Below are 15,430 nucleotides of genomic sequence, written 5' to 3'. Positions count from 1 at the left end.
TGTGGACAGATCGCCGCATAAACCACGGGAGGCAGTTGCGGACAAGCTGGGGAGCAATTTTCATGCCCGCTACCGGGCTTTTCCTCGGGGGATTTGCCCACACGGGACAAGTTTTGTCGACAGGCTGGGAATAGTGGGGATAAAGCTGGCTTGACGTCCAATCCGTGCGGATTCGCTGGGGGGTGATTGGCCGGTGGCAGCTTGGGGATGATCCGGCAGAGTCCGGTAATTCCCGCTTTCCACAGGGCCAACAGACTCCATCAATCCTTTTATAATTTGAATTGTTTTGTCTAAGGAACCCTATGCCCGGTCCGCTTCTCGATACGCTCAAAGGTGTCCGCCAACCTGTTCCTCCGGTCTGGCTCATGCGTCAGGCCGGGCGCTATCTGCCGGAATATCGCGAATTGCGGGCCGAGAAGGGCGGATTCCTCGAGCTGGTCTATGACAGCGAGGCCGCGGCCGAGATCACCGTGCAGCCGCTGCGGCGCTTCGGGTTCGACGGCGCGATCCTGTTTTCCGACATCCTGATCGTCCCCCACGCGATGGGGCAGGGCTTGCAGTTCCTCGCCGGAGAAGGGCCGCACCTCTCGCCCACGCTGCTGGAAGTGGGACTCGACAGCTTCACCCCCGCCTTCGAGCGGTTCGAGCCGGTTTACGAGACCGTGCGCCGCACCCGCGCGATGATCGGCCCCGAAGTGACGATGCTCGGCTTTGCGGGGAGCCCCTGGACGGTCGCGACCTACATGATCGCGGGCGAGGGTTCCAAGGATCAGGGCCCGGCGCGTCTGCTGGCCTATCGCGATCCGGCCCATCTTCAGGCGATCATCGACGCGATTGTCGATGTCTCGGTCACCTATCTGCGCGGCCAGATTGATGCCGGCGCGGAAGCGGTCCAGCTGTTCGACAGCTGGGCGGGGAGCCTTGCGCCCGATCAGTTCGAAAAGTGGGTGGTGGCGCCCAATGCCGCGATCACCGCGAAGCTCAAGGAAACGCATCCCGATACGCCGATCATCGGCTTTCCCAAGGGCGCCGGCGCAAAGCTGCCGGCCTATGCGCGCGAGACGGGTGTGGACGCTGTCGGCCTCGACGAAACGCTCGATCCCGCCTGGGCCCATGCCAGCCTGCCGCAGGGCATGCCGGTGCAGGGCAATTTTGATCCCCTGCTGCTCGAAGCAGGCGGGCCGGCGGTCGCGGCGCGGGCGAAAACCATTATCGCCGCCTTCGAGGATCGCCCGCATGTCTTCAATCTCGGCCACGGGATCGGTCAGCACACCCCGATTTCCCATGTCGAGGATCTGCTGGCGGCGCTGAGAGGCTGAAGTCATGCAGGAGACGCTGGCGTCGATTTATCTCTTCCTCAAATCGGGGCACGTGATCTTCATGGTGTTCTGGATGGCAGGGCTGTTCATGCTGCCGCGCCAGTGCATCTACATGCTCGATCATGCACCGGGATCGGAGGGCGAGGCCAAGTGGGCCACCCGCATGGGCAAGCTGCGCAAAATCATCCTTACCCCCAGCCTGATCATTGTCTGGTTGCTGGGGCTGAGCATGGCCTATGCGATGGGCTTTTTCACCGAGGGCTGGTTCCACGCCAAGCTCACCTTCGTCCTTGCGATGACGGGCTTCCATGGCTGGCTGGTGGCGCAGACGAAGAAGATGGCGCGGGGCGAACGGCCGCTCACTGAAAAGCAGCTGCGCATGATCGGCGAATTGCCGGGTCTGCTGCTCGTGCTGATCGTCACGCTGGTCTATCTGAAGCCCTTCTGAGGATCACCCCCGGCGGGTTTTCGCGTTGACCGCAAGGGCGCGCGCTTCTATCGCTGCAATCACCTATCCGGTGCCGGGAGCGCGAATGGCTCCTCGCAGGTCTGCTTTCTCCAAGCCCTGCCCCGCTCTTTCGGGGCGCTGCCTTTTCGCAAGGCGGTACTGACCATCCGGCCACTCCTGCTGTTCTGGATTACACGAAATGCACCTCAAAGACTTGAAGCGACAGACCCCGGCCGAGCTGGTGGCGATGGCGGAAGAGCTGGGCGTCGAAGGCGCCTCGACCATGCGGCGGCAGGATCTGCTGTTCAGCATTCTGCGCGAACTCGCCGAGGACGAGGAATACGAAGAAAAGATCATGGGTATCGGCACCATCGAGGTGCTGCAGGATGGCTTCGGCTTCCTGCGCTCGCCCGAAGCGAACTATCTCGCCGGGCCGGACGATATCTATGTCTCGCCCAACCAGGTGCGCCGCTGGGGCCTGCGTACGGGTGACACCGTGGAAGGCGAAATCCGCGCCCCGCGCGATGGTGAGCGCTATTTTGCGCTGACGACGCTCTCCAAGGTCAATTTCGACGATCCCGACGCGGTCCGCCTGCGTACCAATTTCGACAACCTCACACCGCTCTATCCGGATTCGAAGCTCACGCTCGACAGCCTTGATCCGACCGTGAAGGACAAGAGCGCGCGGGTGATCGACATCATCGCACCGCAGGGCAAGGGCCAGCGCGCGCTGATCGTGGCGCCGCCGCGCACCGGTAAGACGGTGCTGCTCCAGAACATCGCCAAGGCGATCACCGACAATCACCCCGAGGTGTTCCTGATCGTGCTGCTCGTGGACGAGCGGCCCGAGGAAGTCACCGACATGCAGCGCAGTGTGAAGGGCGAGGTTGTCTCCTCGACTTTCGACGAGCCGGCGCAGCGCCACGTGCAGGTTGCCGAAATGGTGATCGAGAAGGCCAAGCGCCTCGTCGAGCACAAGCATGACGTGGTGATCCTGCTCGATTCGATCACGCGCCTCGGCCGTGCCTACAACACCGTGGTTCCGTCCTCGGGCAAGGTGCTGACCGGCGGTGTGGATGCCAACGCATTGCAGCGCCCGAAGCGCTTCTTCGGCGCGGCGCGTAACATCGAGGAAGGCGGCAGCCTCTCGATCATCGCTACCGCGCTGATAGATACCGGCAGCCGTATGGACGAAGTGATCTTCGAAGAATTCAAGGGCACGGGTAACAGCGAAATCGTGCTCGATCGCAAGGTCGCCGACAAGCGCATCTTCCCCGCGCTGGATGTCGGCAAGTCCGGCACCCGCAAGGAAGAGCTGCTGGTGGCCAAGGACAACCTCTCCAAGATGTGGGTCCTGCGCCGCATCCTGATGCAGATGGGCACCGTAGATGCGATGGAGTTCCTGCTCGACAAGATGAAGGATTCCAAGACCAATGAAGACTTCTTCAACACGATGAATCAATAGCTTGGTTGATCCTCCGGGCCATGGGGTCGGCCCGGAAAAGACAGACGCAAGGGACGGGAACGTGCTTAGCCAGTATCTCTACATCAGCACCGCACCGACCTTGCCGCGCGAGGAAGTCGACGCGATTCTGGCCACCAGCGCGCGCAACAATCCGGCCCGCGGGATCACCGGGCTGCTCTTGTTCAACGGGCGCAATTTCCTCCAGTTGCTCGAAGGTGATGAGGCGGAGGTCGCGGACCTGATGGACAAGATCACGGCCGATCCGCGTCACGCCGGCGTCTCGGTTCTCGACAAGCGGGCGATTGCGATGCGCGCCTGCCCCGACTGGGCAATGAAGCGGGTCCTCATCGCCGAGAGTATCGCCAGCCGCCGCGAGATGCTGGAGCGTGATCTGCCGCAGGGGCTCGACCCTGAAGTGCGCAAGATGATCGTCAATTTCGCGGTGCTGAACTAGGCATTTAAGGGAAATCCCTAGTGCGCGCGAAACCCTGTTTCAGCGCCGCTGACCCCATGTCCTGCCCCGCGAATAACGGGGACACGCGATGCGCCGCATCATCTATTACAGCATGGCCGCGCCCGGGCTTGATCGGGCGGAGATGTTTCATCTGCTCTATCAGGCGCGTGTGGCCAATGAAGCGCGGGGTCTTAGCGGCATCCTGCTGCGCGCCGAGGATCACTTGCTTCAGGTGCTGGAGGGGCCGACCTGGAAGCTGTGTGCGGCCTTCGATGCGATCCGCCGCGATGTTCGCCACACCGGGGTAACGGTGATCGAGGAGCGGGCAATTGCCGAGCAGACCTTCCCGGCCTGGCCGATGCGCTATTTCGACGATCGCGATTTCGGCAAGGCGCTGCGCACCATGAGCGCGGAGTTGGGCGGCGATGTGCCTGCGGCGATCGATCAGGCTGTGCGCGACTTCTTCGTGCAGGCCTTTGCGGCCCACACGAGCGTCACCCCTTCGCCTTCGCCAACTGCGCGCCCATCATCTCCCACACTGTGTTGATCGCCTTCAAGGGGCGCACCATCACCTTGAAATCATGTATCTTCCCGTCGTCGCCGAAGCGGATGATGTCGATCCCGTTGACGCTGATCCCGTTCAGTTCGGTGACGAATTCGAGCATCATCTCGTCCCCGTCCACCAGCTCGCGGACATAGTGGAAGCTGTCATTGCCCAGCACTTCGGCTGCGGCGAGGAGGTAGGCCATGACGATCGGCTTGCCCGATTGCGGCGTGTGGACCACGGGCGAGTGGAACACGCAATCATCGGCAATCAGCGCGGAGAGGAGGGCCGGATCGCCCTCGCTCTCCATATAGGCGTGCCAGCGCGCGAGTCCGTAGTGCCCGGCGCTCATGCAAGGGCGTCCGCAAAGAAGGCGGCGGTGCGGCTGTCGGCGAGGGTGGCGGCTTCCTCGTGACGGCGCAGTCCGGTTTCTGTGGCAAAGCCGTGATCGAGCCCCTCGTAATCATGCAGGGTCACCCTGGGGTGATCGTCGAGCGCGGTATGCATCGCGGCCTGGGTCTCGGGCGGGACAAAGCCGTCGGCGGTGGGAATGTGCAGCATCAGCGGATGGGCGATCGCGTGCTTCTCGCCTAGCAGTCCGTCAATGCCGACCCCGTAATAGCCGACAGAGGCGTCGATATCGGTGCGCGCGGCGGTCATGAAGGCGAGCCGCCCGCCGAGGCAGTAGCCGACGCAGCCGACCTTGGCGACGCCGAGGGTGCGGCGGATGTAGTGGATCGTCGCCTCAATATCGCGGATGCCCGTGTCCTGTTCAAATTGTCCCATCCAATCAAGTGCTTGAGTGAACTCAGCCTGGACATCGGGATCCAGCTCGATCCCCGGCTGCAAGCGCCAGAACAGATCGGGTGCGACCGCCAGCCAGCCCTCGGCGGCGAGCTTGTCGCACTTCTGGCGGATCCCGGGATTCACGCCGAAGATCTCCTGGATGACGATGATCGCACCGCGTGCAGATCCGGCAGGTTGCGCGACATAGGCGCCGAAGCTGGCATCACCGTCCAGCGTGGGGATCGTGGCATTGAGGCTCATGGGTCTCTCCTGAAGGGGTTGATGCTTGGTCTATCCCTTGCCTTGCGGCCCTGCCAAGCGCAAATGAGAGGGGTGACAGGGAGAGGAGACCGGCGCTCATGAAGATCACCATCGAAGTGGATTGCACGCCCGAAGAGGCCCGCAGCTTTCTCGGGCTGCCCGATGTCAGCGCGGCCAATGATCTCTATGTCGAGAACATCACCAAGGCGATGCGCGGGGTCTCCAATCCGGTGCAGTTGCAGGAATATGCCTCGGCGCTGGCGCCGATGGGGCAGGTGGGGCTGAAGATGTTCCAGAGCTTTGTCGAAAGCGGGATGAAGGCGGCGACGGGCAAGAAAAGCGCCGACTGACCACGGATGAGCGAGACCCCGACGATCTTCGCGCTATCGAGCGGCGCACCGCCGGCTGGCATCGGGGTTATCCGTATCTCCGGCCCGCAGGCAGGCGCTGCGCTGGTGGCGCTGGCCGGTCGGGTGCCGGAGCCGCGCAGGGCCTCGCTGGCGCGTTTGCGCGATGCTTCGGGGGCGCTGCTCGACGAGGCGCTGGCACTGTGGTTTCCCGGGCCCAACACCGCGACGGGCGAGGATCTGGCCGAACTCCATTGCCACGGGGGAAGGGCGGTGATCGCGGCCATCGAGGGCGCGCTCGCAGCGCTCCCGGGTCTGCGCAAGGCCGAGCCGGGTGAATTCACCCGCCGCGCCTTTGCCAATGGCCGGATCGATCTGGCCGAGGCCGAAGGGCTGGCCGATCTCCTCTCCGCTGAGACCGAGCTGCAACGGGCGGCGGCGCTGGCCAACGCGGGCGGGGCGCTGTCGCGGCAGGTAGAGGCGTGGCGCGAGACCGTGCTGGGGCTTTCGGCGGAGGTCGAAGGCGTGCTCGATTTCTCGGACGAGGAAGACTCCGCCGATCTTCCGGAATGTTTCACGTGGAACATTGGCGCATTGGGGCAGGAGATTGCTGACTGGCTTTCCCGCCCGCGTTCGGAACGGCTGGGCGAGGGCTATCGCGTGGTCCTTGCCGGGCCGCCCAATGCGGGAAAGTCGACCTTGTTCAACGCCCTCATCGAAAGCGAGGCGGCGATCACCTCCCCGATTGCGGGGACGACGCGTGATGTGATCGAGCGCTCGGTTGCGATTGGCGGGGTGCCCTTCACTTTCGTCGATACGGCGGGCCTGCGTGACGGGGCACTGGCGGATGAAATCGAAGCCATCGGGATCGACCGTGCTCTGGGCGAACTTGACCGCGCCGATCTGGTGCTGTGGCTCGGACCGGAAGGAGAGGGGCCGCAGGGTGCCTGGGAGATTGCGGCCCAGGCGGATCGCGAGGGCTTTGCGCCCAAGGCTGCGGCGCGATTTACAGTGTCGGCGGCGACGGGTGAGGGGCTTGTTGCGCTCAAGACCGCGCTGGTGGATGACGCCCGCATGGCGCTGCCAAAGCCGGGTCAAGCGGCGCTCAACGCGCGCCAGCACGCGCGGCTTGGTGAGGCCGCAGAAGCACTGGGCGGAGCGCGTGGCCTGTCAGACCCGCTGTTGGTGGCCGAGGAACTGCGCCGCGCACGCCTCGCCTTCGACCGGCTGATCGGCCGCGCCACCACCGAAGACATGCTCGACACCCTTTTCGGACGCTTCTGCATCGGCAAGTGAGCCGCATTTTGCGCGCAATGTTTCACGTGAAACATTGCCTGCAAAAATGTCCGCGAATGTTTCACGTGAAACATTGCCCGCAAATTTGGTCTCAAATGTTCCACGTGGAAGCGCAGCTGGGCGCAGCACAAACATTTCGAATGAGCCGCGCAGGGTAACCCCCAAGGAATCCGCTTTGACTGTCCGCCCCGCGGGGCCTATCTGCGCGCCCATGCACCAGTACGATGTCATCGTCATCGGCGGCGGGCACGCCGGGGTCGAAGCCGCTTGCGCTTCGGCGCGGATGGGTGCGCGCACGGCGCTGGTCTCCTTCGATCTCGACGCCATCGGCGCGATGAGCTGCAATCCTGCGATCGGGGGCCTCGGCAAGGGGCATCTGGTGCGGGAAGTCGATGCGCTCGACGGCGTGCTCGGCCGCGCAGCCGATGCAGGTGCGATCCACTATCGGATGCTCAACCGTTCCAAGGGCAGCGCCGTGTGGGGCCCGCGGGTGCAGGCTGACCGGGTGCGCTTCAAGGCGGCAGTGCAGGCCATCGTGCGCGAGCAGGCCTATCTGACGCTGGTTCAGGGCGAAGCCGCCGCGCTGATGCTCGAAGGCGGGCACGTTGCCGGACTTGAACTGGCGGACGGCACCATCCTCGAAGCCTCGCGCGTGGTGCTGTGCACCGGCACCTTCCTCGGCGGCGTGCTGTTCCGTGGCGAAGAGCGCTTCGAGGGCGGGCGTATCGGGGAGAATGCTGCCAAGCGGCTCGCCCAGCAGTTGCGCGGGGCCGATCTACCCATGGCGCGCCTCAAGACCGGTACACCCCCGCGCCTAGACGGGCGGACGATCAACTGGGCGGTGCTCGAAGAACAGCCCTCTGACGGCGAGCGTTGGACCATGTCCGACCTTACCCCCGCCCGCGTCAATCCGCAGGTCTTCTGTGCGATTACCCGCACCACCCAGGCGGGGCACGAGGCAATCCGCGCCAATCTCCACCGCTCCCCACTGTTCTCCGGCGCGATTGCGGCGGCGGGGCCGCGCTATTGTCCCTCGATCGAGGACAAGATCCACCGCTTCGGCGATCGCGAAGGCCATCAGGTCTTCCTTGAGCCTGAGGGGCTGGACACCCACCTCGTCTATCCCAACGGCATCAGCACTTCGCTGCCGACCGATGTACAGGAGACCGTGGTGCGCGCCATGCCGGGGTGCGAACGGGCGGTGATCGTGCAGCCGGGTTATGCCGTGGAGTATGACCATATCGATCCGCGCGCGCTGACGCCGGATTTGCAGGTCCGCGCCATCCCCGGGCTCTATTGCGCGGGGCAGATCAACGGCACCACGGGATACGAGGAAGCCGCCGCGCAGGGCCTTGTGGCGGGACTGGAAGCCGCTGCCGCGGCGCTCGGAAAGGCCGCGCCCGCGCTTGATCGCGCCAATGCCTATATCGCGGTGATGGTCGATGATCTTACCCTTCAGGGCGTAACAGAGCCTTACCGGATGCTCACCGCCCGCGCCGAGTACCGCCTGCGCCTGCGCGCCAATAATGCCGCTACCCGCCTGACGGGGCTGGGCATTGAAGCGGGCTGCATTGGCGAAGAGCGCCGCGCATGGTGGGAACGGCGCGAAGAATTGCGCGCAATGTTTCACGTGAAACATTCTGAGCGGATCCACGCCCGCGAACTCGCCGATCTCGGCCTGCCCGTGCGGCGCGATCATGGGGAGAAGCCTATCTCGGAATGGCTGCGGCATGACGGGGTGAACCCCGAGGCCCTGTCTCCGTGGCTGGCGGAGGTCACCGCGCTCGATCCCCTGCTTGCCGAGGAAATGGCCGAGGATGCCGCCTATGCGCCCTATCTGGCGCGGCAGGATGCGGAGCTGCGTGATCTGCGGGCGAGCGAGGCGCTGCCGCTGGCCGCAGACTTCCCCTATGGCGAGGTGCCGGGTCTCTCCAACGAGATGGTCGAGCGTCTCTCCAAGGCTGCACCCGGTACGCTGGCAGCGGCTGGGCGGGTTCCCGGGGTGACCCCTGCGGCGCTCTCGGCCCTGCTGGTCCATGCCCGCCGCCGTATTGCTGACGGGCAGCGCGCCGCATGATTACCACGGAAGACGAAGCCCGCGCCTATGTTGCCGGGCTCACCGACGCGGCGGGAATGGCACGTCTGGAACGCTTTGGCGCTCTGGTGCTGGAGGAGAACCAGCGCCAGAACCTCATCGCCAAAGCCACCGAGCCGCATATCTGGCAGCGCCACATTGCTGATTCGGCCCAGCTCATCGAAAATGTTTCACGTGAAACATTGGGCGCAAATGCGGGTGGGCCGTGGCTCGATCTCGGCAGCGGCCCCGGCTTTCCCGGCCTCGTGATCGCCGCCCTGTGCCCGAACATGCCCGTGGTGCTGGTCGAATCGCGTGCGCGGCGGGTGGAATTCCTTGAATCGGCCATCGCCGCGCTGGGTTTGCACAAGTGCAGGGTCGAGGGGCAGCGTCTCGAACGGGTTACTCCCTTTGCCGCCCGCGCCATTTCGGCACGCGCCTTTGCTCCTTTGCCCAAACTTCTCGAGCTATCCGCACCCTTCTCCACAAGGCACACCGCCTATGTCTTGCCCAAGGGACGATCGGCGGCGCAGGAATTGGAGGCATTGAAGCCTTCGATTCGGGCAATGTTTCACGTGAAACATTCCTTGACCGATTCCGACGCCGGGATCATCGTGAAGGCCTGACACGCGCATTGCGCTGCGGATTCAACCGGAATCCCGCGCGCGGGAGGACGGATAGCATGCTGACCATCGCGATCGCCAACCAGAAGGGCGGGGTGGGCAAGACCACCACCGCGATCAATATCGCTACGGCGATGGCGGCGACGGGCTGGCGCACGCTGCTGGTGGACCTCGATCCGCAGGGCAATGCCTCGACCGGGCTGGGTGTGCACGCTGCTTCACGTGAAATCTCCAGCTATGATCTGCTGGTCGATGAAGTCGCGCTCGACAGCGCCATCGTGCCCACCACGATCCCGCGGCTCGATATCGTGCCGGCAACGGTCGATCTTTCGGGCGCCGAGGTCGAGCTGGTGTCGGTGGAGGATCGCACCTCGCGGCTGCGCCAGGCGCTGGAGAGCCACAAGGGCCACGAGATCTGCTTCATCGACTGCCCGCCCTCCCTCGGCCTGCTGACGCTCAACGCCCTGTGCGCGGCCGATACGCTGCTGGTGCCGCTACAGTGCGAGTTCTTCGCGCTCGAAGGCCTCAGCCAGCTGCTCCAGACGGTGGATCAGGTGCAGCAGCGCTTCAATCCGCGGCTCGGCATCATCGGCGTGGCGCTGACCATGTTCGATCGCCGCAACCGCCTGACCGATCAGGTGTCCGACGATGTGCGCGATTGTCTCGGCGGGCTGGTGTTCGATACGGTGATTCCGCGCAACGTCCGCCTCTCCGAAGCGCCGAGCCACGGGCTCCCCGCACTCATCTATGACCAGCATTGCACCGGTAGCCGCGCCTATATGTCGCTGGCGCGCGAGCTGATTGGTCGGTTTCCCGCAGAAAGACAGGCCGCATGAGCGACGATACCACACAACCCGTTGATTTGTCTGTCAATTCCCGTCCTTCGGCGGAGAAGCCGCGGCGGCTTGGCAAGGGGCTGGGGGCGCTTCTCGGCGAGACCCGGCGCGAAGAACCGCTGGTGCGGCGCGAGGAGCCGGCCGAGCCGGTGGCGACCGCCTCGGGCGCATCGCTGCGGATGATTGCGCTGGCGAATATCAAGCCGCTGCCCGGCAACCCGCGCAAGCATTTCGACGAGAATGCCCTGAACGAGCTTGCCGCCTCGATCGCCACGCGCGGGGTGATCCAGCCGATCATCGTCCGCCCGCACCCCGAAGGCACGGGTTACCAGCTGGTCGCCGGTGAACGTCGCTGGCGCGCGGCGCAGAAGGCGCGGCTGCACGAGATTCCGGCGCTCGTCCGCCTGCTGACCGAGCGCGAGGTGATGGCGCTGGCGCTGATCGAGAACCTCCAGCGCGAGGATCTCAACCCGGTCGAGGAAGCGCGCGCCTATCACCGCCTCTCCGAGGAGGAGGGGATGATCCAGGTCGACATCGCCAAGATGGTCGAAAAGTCGCGCAGCCACGTCGCCAACATGATGCGGCTGATGACCCTGCCGGATCGCGTGCTCGACTGGGTGGAGGAGGGCAAGCTCACCACCGGCCATGTGCGCGCGCTGATCGGCCGTCCGGATGCGCTGCATCTGGCCGAGATCGCGGTGACCGAAGGCCTCTCGGTGCGCGACATGGAGGGTCTGACCCGCAAGGCGAACCGCGAGGCGGCCAAGCACAAGGCCCAACCCACCCTGCCGTTGAACGAGAACGCCGATATTCTCGCGGTGCAGCAACATCTTGAGGAATTTCTGGGCCTTGGCGTAAAGATCAAGCCCGAGGTGGACCCGCGCAAGGGGACGATCACGATCCGCTACACCACGCTCGATCAGCTCGATCTGGTGTGTCAGCGCCTCACCGGCGGCGAGTTCTGATCACTCCAACCGGCTGACAGACACAGAAAAGCCCCGCAAAGTCGTATCGCGCGACTTTGCGGGGCTTTTTGATTGAGCGAAGCGCTCAGTCGTCGCTGCGCAGGAGCTTGCCCTTGGGGCGCGGCGCGGGAATGATGCGGGTGGCGCCGGGGACGGTGTAGCGCTCCTCGCGCACAGTCTCGCGCACCACCACCTGCTGCGGCGTATCGCGGCGCACCTGCACCATCACCATCTGCGGCGGTGGGGCGTAATAGCCGTAAGCCATCGGGTAGCCGTAGCTCATCGGATAAGGCGCATAGGGGATCTCGCGCGCAGCGATGTGGGTGCCGGGCGTGCCGTAGGCCGACAGATAGGTATCGAGCGCTGCCTCGCAGTCGTAGCGGTCCTCGTCATCATCGCCGTCGAACAGGCTGCCGAGCAACCCGCCGATCAGCCCGCCGCCACCGACGCCGAGCACGGTGCCGAGCACGCGGTCACCCACGCCGGCGATTTCGTATCCGGCAAAGCCCCCGGCAATCGCCCCGAGCAATCCGCCGATGATCGCGCCGGTATCGTCCTTGTCCTGCCCCTTGGTGCGGCGGCGGCATTCGTCGAGCCACTGCTGCCGCTCGAACACCACGGGGGCATAGGCGGGAGGCGCATAATTCGCCGCTGCCGGTGCCGCGGGCGCAGCGATGTAGCGGGTGCGGGTGATGGTCTCGACCCCGTCAACGATCGTCGTCGTCTCGGTCACCTTCATCGGAGCAGGAGCGGGCGCGGTGCGATATTCGGGCGGAAGCTGGCGCACTTCCACCTCTGCCATCGGGGCGAGCGGCGGCAATCCGGTGTAATCCTGCGCCTGCACCGCGGCCGGAAGGGCCAGCGCGATAGCGGCGAGCGGAAGAGTCGAGATCAGCTTGGGCATGGGCAATTCCCCCTGAGTCAGCCGGACGCGGCTGATGGTTAGCAAAAGCTTACCATCGACTCGGGCGTGCCCCCAAAGGCCTTGTGCGATGTGTCCCGTTTCGGGCCGCTCAGACGCGGTCTGAGAGCAATGCCGCCAGCGCGGTCACCCCTTCGGCGTCGGCCTCAGTGAAGCGCGCCGGGGTGGGGCTGTCCAGATCGATCACCGCGATCACCGCGCCATCCCTCAGCACCGGCACCACCAGCTCGCTCGCGCTCGCCGAATCGCAGGCGATATGCCCGGGGAAGGCGTGCACATCCTCCACAAGTTGCGCGGCGCGACTTTCCGCGGCCGTCCCGCACACGCCCTTGCCGAAGGGAATGCGGATGCAGGCCGGGCGGCCCACAAACGGACCGAGCACCAGCTCGTCCGCGCCGCCGTCCTTGGCCGGGCCAACGCGGTAGAACCCCGCCCAGTTCAGATCGGGCAGAAACTCCCACAGCAGCGCCGCGACATTGGCCATGTTGGCGACCGCATCGGGCTCGCCCGCCGTCAGCGCATCGGCGGCCGCGCACAGATCGCGGTAGACTTCGCCAAGATCGGCATCGGCGGCGGGCTTGAAATCATACATCGGAAGAGGTGCCTTCACAGCTTGCGTGTTGCCGCGCGCGCAGGGCGGCTCTATCTCCCCCCACATGGCAATCTTCCGCAAAATCGCAATCGCCCTTGGCATCATTTGTCTTCTCGCCGGTGGAGCCTTCTGGTTCCTCAGCCGCGGAGACACCGCAGACCTCTCGGTCGACGCTGTCGCCGGGACCGAACCGGTGTTGCAGGAAGGCGATCCGCAAAACTTCCCGACGGTGCAGATCGCCAAGCCCGTGGGTTGGAAGGCGGACGAGGCGCCGGTGGCAGCCAAGGGCCTCGAAGTCGTGCGCTTTGCCGAGGGGCTGGAGCATCCGCGAATCCTCTATGCCCTGCCCAATGGCGATGTGCTGGCCACGCTCACCCGCGCGCCCAAGGCTGGCGGCGGCGGCGGTTTTCTGGACGCGATCAAGGCCTGGATTGCCGACAAGCTGCTGAGCGAAGCCGGGGCGACCGGAGACAGCCCCAACCAGATCGTGCTGCTGCGCGATGCCGATGGCAATGGCTCGGCCGAGGTCAAGGCGGTGCTGCTGGAAGAGGGTCTCGATTCGCCCTCCGGCATGAGCTGGAAGGACGGCACGCTCTATGTCGCCAATCACAATGCCCTGCTGGCGGTGCCCTATACGCTTGGCGACACCAAGATCACCGGCACCCTTGCCGAGCTGATGGACCTGCCCGGCGGCGGCGGCCACTGGATGCGCAATGTCGAGATTTCGCCCGATGGCAAGGTCCTGTTCGTCGCGGTCGGATCGGTCAGCAATATCGGCGAGGCCGGCATGGAGGTCGAAGAAGGCCGCGCCATGATCTGGGAGTATAATCTCGAGACCAAGCGCCAGCGCAAATATGCCGTCGGCCTGCGCAATCCCAACGGGATGGACTTCAATCCCTGGACTGGCGAGCTGTGGACCACCGTGAACGAGCGCGACATGCTCGGCTCGGATCTGGTGCCCGATTATCTCACCAACGTGCCGGTGGGCGCGCAGTACGGCTGGCCGTGGATCTACTACAAGAACAACTTCGATCGCCGGGTCGAAGCGCCGATGCCCAAGTTCCTGCAGGAATATACCCGCAATCCGCAATATGCGCTGGGGCCCCATGTGGCCGCGCTGGGGCTGGTGTTCGTGAAGGAAGGCCATGTGATGGGCGATGGTTTCGCCAGCGGGGCCTTCATCGCGCGGCATGGTTCGTGGAACCGCAAGCCGCCCTCGGGCTATGACGTGGTCTATGTCGCCTTCGACAAGTTCGGCAATCCGACGGGCAAGCCGGTGCCGGTGCTGACCGGCTTCCTCAAGGACGATGGCACCACCCGCGGCCGTCCGACCTGGGTGGAATGGGCGAGCGACGGCGCGCTGCTGGTGTCGGACGATACAGCGGGGATCATCTGGCGCGTGCGTTCGCCCTCGGCCACGCCCGCCGCGGCGATTGCGCGTCTGAAGAGCGAGAAGCTCCCCGCGCTGAAGGGGCTGAAGGACCCGCGCGCGGCCTTCGAGGAAGATTACCTGCGCCAGCAGGCGGGTCAGAAGGTGAATTGAAGGCTTTTTGTTTGCGGCCACCTTTGGTGGCGCAGACGCTCCTTCCCTCTGGCCGCCCCGCCTCCCCGCCCGGCCACCAATAGTACCACTATGTTATGGTGGCCGGGCGGGGAGGCGGGGTCGGGGGTCTGAAACCCTAAAGCCTCTTTCCGGCGCGCCCGGCGATCTCTGTCGCGAATTGCAGCGCGGTGCGGCCCGAGCGGTTGCCGCGCTGGATTGCGAAGGCCATCGCCTCCTCCGCATCGAAGCCGAGGCCAAGCGGGGCGAGATAGCCCGCCAGGATCGCGAGATAGGTGTCCTTGTCCGCCGGGTGGAAGCCCAGCGTCAGCCCGAAGCGGTCTGCCAGTGCCAGCGCATCGTCGCGCTCGTCGCGTTCGTGGATGGCGGTGCTGGTATCCTCGCGCTCGACAATCGCGCGGCGATTGGCAGTCACCACGATCCTGATATGTGCCGGACGCGGGGCGATGCCGCCGTCGAGCAGGCTTCTGAGGGCGAGCATTTCCGCCCGCCCGTCCTCGCCAAAGCCGAGATCGTCGATGAATAGGAGAAACGCGCGGGGTTGGCCCGCGAGCTGCGCGATAAGCGCGGGGAAGCTGGCAAGGCTGCCGGGCGCGATCTGCACCAGCGCCAGCGCGCCGCCGCTCTCGCGATGCACATCGGCCACAGCCGCGCGCACCAGCGCCGATTTGCCCATCCCGCGCGCGCCCCAGAGCAAGGTGTCATGCGCCGCCGCGCCGGTCGCCAGACGCGCGCAATTGGCGTGCACCGTGGCTTTCTGCGCGTCGATCCCGTGAAGCGCATCCAGCGGCAGGGCATCAAGCGCGGGAACGGCCTGCACCGTGCCGTTCGCCCAGAGATAGGCGGGATGGGCGAGCCAGTCAGTCGGCGGCAGGGCAGGGGGCGCGAGCCGCTCCAGCGCGGCAGCGATCCGGGCCAGCTCTCCCCCCGCGTCCAT

17 protein-coding genes are annotated in these 15,430 nt (G+C 65.2%); 12 read left to right on the top strand and 5 right to left on the bottom strand.

Going from position 1 to position 15,430, the window contains the following annotated elements:
• Positions 1-302 precede the first annotated feature (302 nt).
• From hemE to RSE14_RS09910, 5 genes are all read left to right on the top strand, one after another.
• Positions 303-1,319: a uroporphyrinogen decarboxylase gene (gene hemE, locus RSE14_RS09930; protein WP_324073257.1), complete on the top strand. Its 1,017-nt coding sequence runs from the start codon at positions 303-305 to the stop codon at positions 1,317-1,319.
• A 4-nt stretch (positions 1,320-1,323) separates the two neighbouring features.
• The gene (locus RSE14_RS09925) at positions 1,324-1,767 is read left to right on the top strand and encodes a CopD family protein (RefSeq protein WP_324073256.1); all 444 of its coding nucleotides are present in this window, start codon (positions 1,324-1,326) and stop codon (positions 1,765-1,767) included.
• 199 nt (positions 1,768-1,966) lie between these two features.
• Positions 1,967-3,232 carry a transcription termination factor Rho gene (gene rho / locus RSE14_RS09920; protein ID WP_324073254.1) on the top strand — a complete coding sequence of 422 codons (1,266 nt, stop codon included), beginning with the start codon at positions 1,967-1,969 and terminating at the stop codon, positions 3,230-3,232.
• Between the two features lie 61 nt (positions 3,233-3,293).
• Positions 3,294-3,686: a BLUF domain-containing protein gene (locus RSE14_RS09915; RefSeq protein WP_324073252.1), complete on the top strand. Its 393-nt coding sequence runs from the start codon at positions 3,294-3,296 to the stop codon at positions 3,684-3,686.
• Between the two features lie 88 nt (positions 3,687-3,774).
• Positions 3,775-4,233: a BLUF domain-containing protein gene (locus tag RSE14_RS09910; protein ID WP_324073250.1), complete on the top strand. Its 459-nt coding sequence runs from the start codon at positions 3,775-3,777 to the stop codon at positions 4,231-4,233.
• On the opposite strand, the gene RSE14_RS09905 is transcribed toward RSE14_RS09910, so the two are convergent.
• Both RSE14_RS09905 and RSE14_RS09900 read right to left on the bottom strand, forming a co-directional pair.
• A complete protein-coding gene (locus tag RSE14_RS09905; RefSeq protein ID WP_324073248.1) occupies positions 4,181-4,582 on the bottom strand; it encodes a nuclear transport factor 2 family protein in 402 nt (133 codons plus the stop codon). The genes RSE14_RS09910 and RSE14_RS09905 overlap by 53 nt on opposite strands.
• On the bottom strand, positions 4,579-5,277 hold the full coding sequence (locus RSE14_RS09900) for a dienelactone hydrolase family protein (RefSeq protein WP_324073246.1): 699 nt from the start codon (positions 5,275-5,277) through the stop codon (positions 4,579-4,581). Before RSE14_RS09900 ends, RSE14_RS09905 begins: the two co-directional genes overlap by 4 nt.
• A 98-nt stretch (positions 5,278-5,375) precedes the next feature.
• On the opposite strand from RSE14_RS09900, the gene RSE14_RS09895 reads away from it, so the two are divergent.
• From RSE14_RS09895 to RSE14_RS09870, 6 genes are all read left to right on the top strand, one after another.
• Complete coding sequence (locus RSE14_RS09895; RefSeq protein WP_324073244.1) at positions 5,376-5,627, top strand: DUF6489 family protein; 252 nt, start codon at positions 5,376-5,378, stop codon at positions 5,625-5,627.
• 6 nt (positions 5,628-5,633) lie between these two features.
• Positions 5,634-6,920, top strand: a complete 1,287-nt coding sequence (gene mnmE / locus RSE14_RS09890; RefSeq protein ID WP_324073242.1) for a tRNA uridine-5-carboxymethylaminomethyl(34) synthesis GTPase MnmE — start codon at positions 5,634-5,636, stop codon at positions 6,918-6,920.
• 211 nt (positions 6,921-7,131) lie between these two features.
• Positions 7,132-8,997, top strand: coding sequence for a tRNA uridine-5-carboxymethylaminomethyl(34) synthesis enzyme MnmG (gene mnmG / locus RSE14_RS09885; RefSeq protein WP_324076887.1), 1,866 nt, complete (start codon positions 7,132-7,134; stop codon positions 8,995-8,997).
• Positions 8,994-9,620: a 16S rRNA (guanine(527)-N(7))-methyltransferase RsmG gene (gene rsmG / locus RSE14_RS09880; protein WP_324073240.1), complete on the top strand. Its 627-nt coding sequence runs from the start codon at positions 8,994-8,996 to the stop codon at positions 9,618-9,620. The genes mnmG and rsmG overlap by 4 nt, the downstream gene beginning before the upstream one ends.
• A 56-nt stretch (positions 9,621-9,676) precedes the next feature.
• Positions 9,677-10,453 carry a ParA family protein gene (locus RSE14_RS09875; protein ID WP_324073237.1) on the top strand — a complete coding sequence of 259 codons (777 nt, stop codon included), beginning with the start codon at positions 9,677-9,679 and terminating at the stop codon, positions 10,451-10,453.
• The gene (locus tag RSE14_RS09870; RefSeq protein ID WP_324073236.1) at positions 10,450-11,418 is read left to right on the top strand and encodes a ParB/RepB/Spo0J family partition protein; all 969 of its coding nucleotides are present in this window, start codon (positions 10,450-10,452) and stop codon (positions 11,416-11,418) included. Before RSE14_RS09875 ends, RSE14_RS09870 begins: the two co-directional genes overlap by 4 nt.
• 85 nt (positions 11,419-11,503) lie before the next feature.
• Here RSE14_RS09870 and RSE14_RS09865 read toward each other — a convergent pair whose 3' ends face one another.
• Both RSE14_RS09865 and RSE14_RS09860 read right to left on the bottom strand, forming a co-directional pair.
• Positions 11,504-12,322 carry a hypothetical protein gene (locus RSE14_RS09865; RefSeq protein ID WP_324073232.1) on the bottom strand — a complete coding sequence of 273 codons (819 nt, stop codon included), beginning with the start codon at positions 12,320-12,322 and terminating at the stop codon, positions 11,504-11,506.
• A gap of 109 nt (positions 12,323-12,431) precedes the next feature.
• Positions 12,432-12,932, bottom strand: a complete 501-nt coding sequence (locus RSE14_RS09860; RefSeq protein ID WP_324073230.1) for a free L-methionine (R)-S-oxide reductase MsrC — start codon at positions 12,930-12,932, stop codon at positions 12,432-12,434.
• Positions 12,933-12,996: 64 nt separating this feature from the next.
• Between RSE14_RS09860 and RSE14_RS09855 the strand changes: the two genes are divergently transcribed.
• Entirely contained in the window at positions 12,997-14,475 is a 1,479-nt protein-coding gene (locus RSE14_RS09855; protein WP_324073228.1) for a PQQ-dependent sugar dehydrogenase, read from the top strand.
• Positions 14,476-14,611: 136 nt separating this feature from the next.
• On the opposite strand, the gene RSE14_RS09850 is transcribed toward RSE14_RS09855, so the two are convergent.
• Positions 14,612-15,430 (bottom strand): DUF815 domain-containing protein, encoded by an 819-nt coding sequence (locus RSE14_RS09850; protein ID WP_324073227.1) that lies wholly within the window; start codon positions 15,428-15,430, stop codon positions 14,612-14,614.

The organism is Erythrobacter sp., from assembly GCF_035194505.1.
GTDB lineage: Bacteria > Pseudomonadota > Alphaproteobacteria > Sphingomonadales > Sphingomonadaceae > Erythrobacter.
The sequence above is the reverse complement of the archived record's forward strand: the minus strand, read 5'-3'. Positions and strand labels throughout refer to the sequence as shown.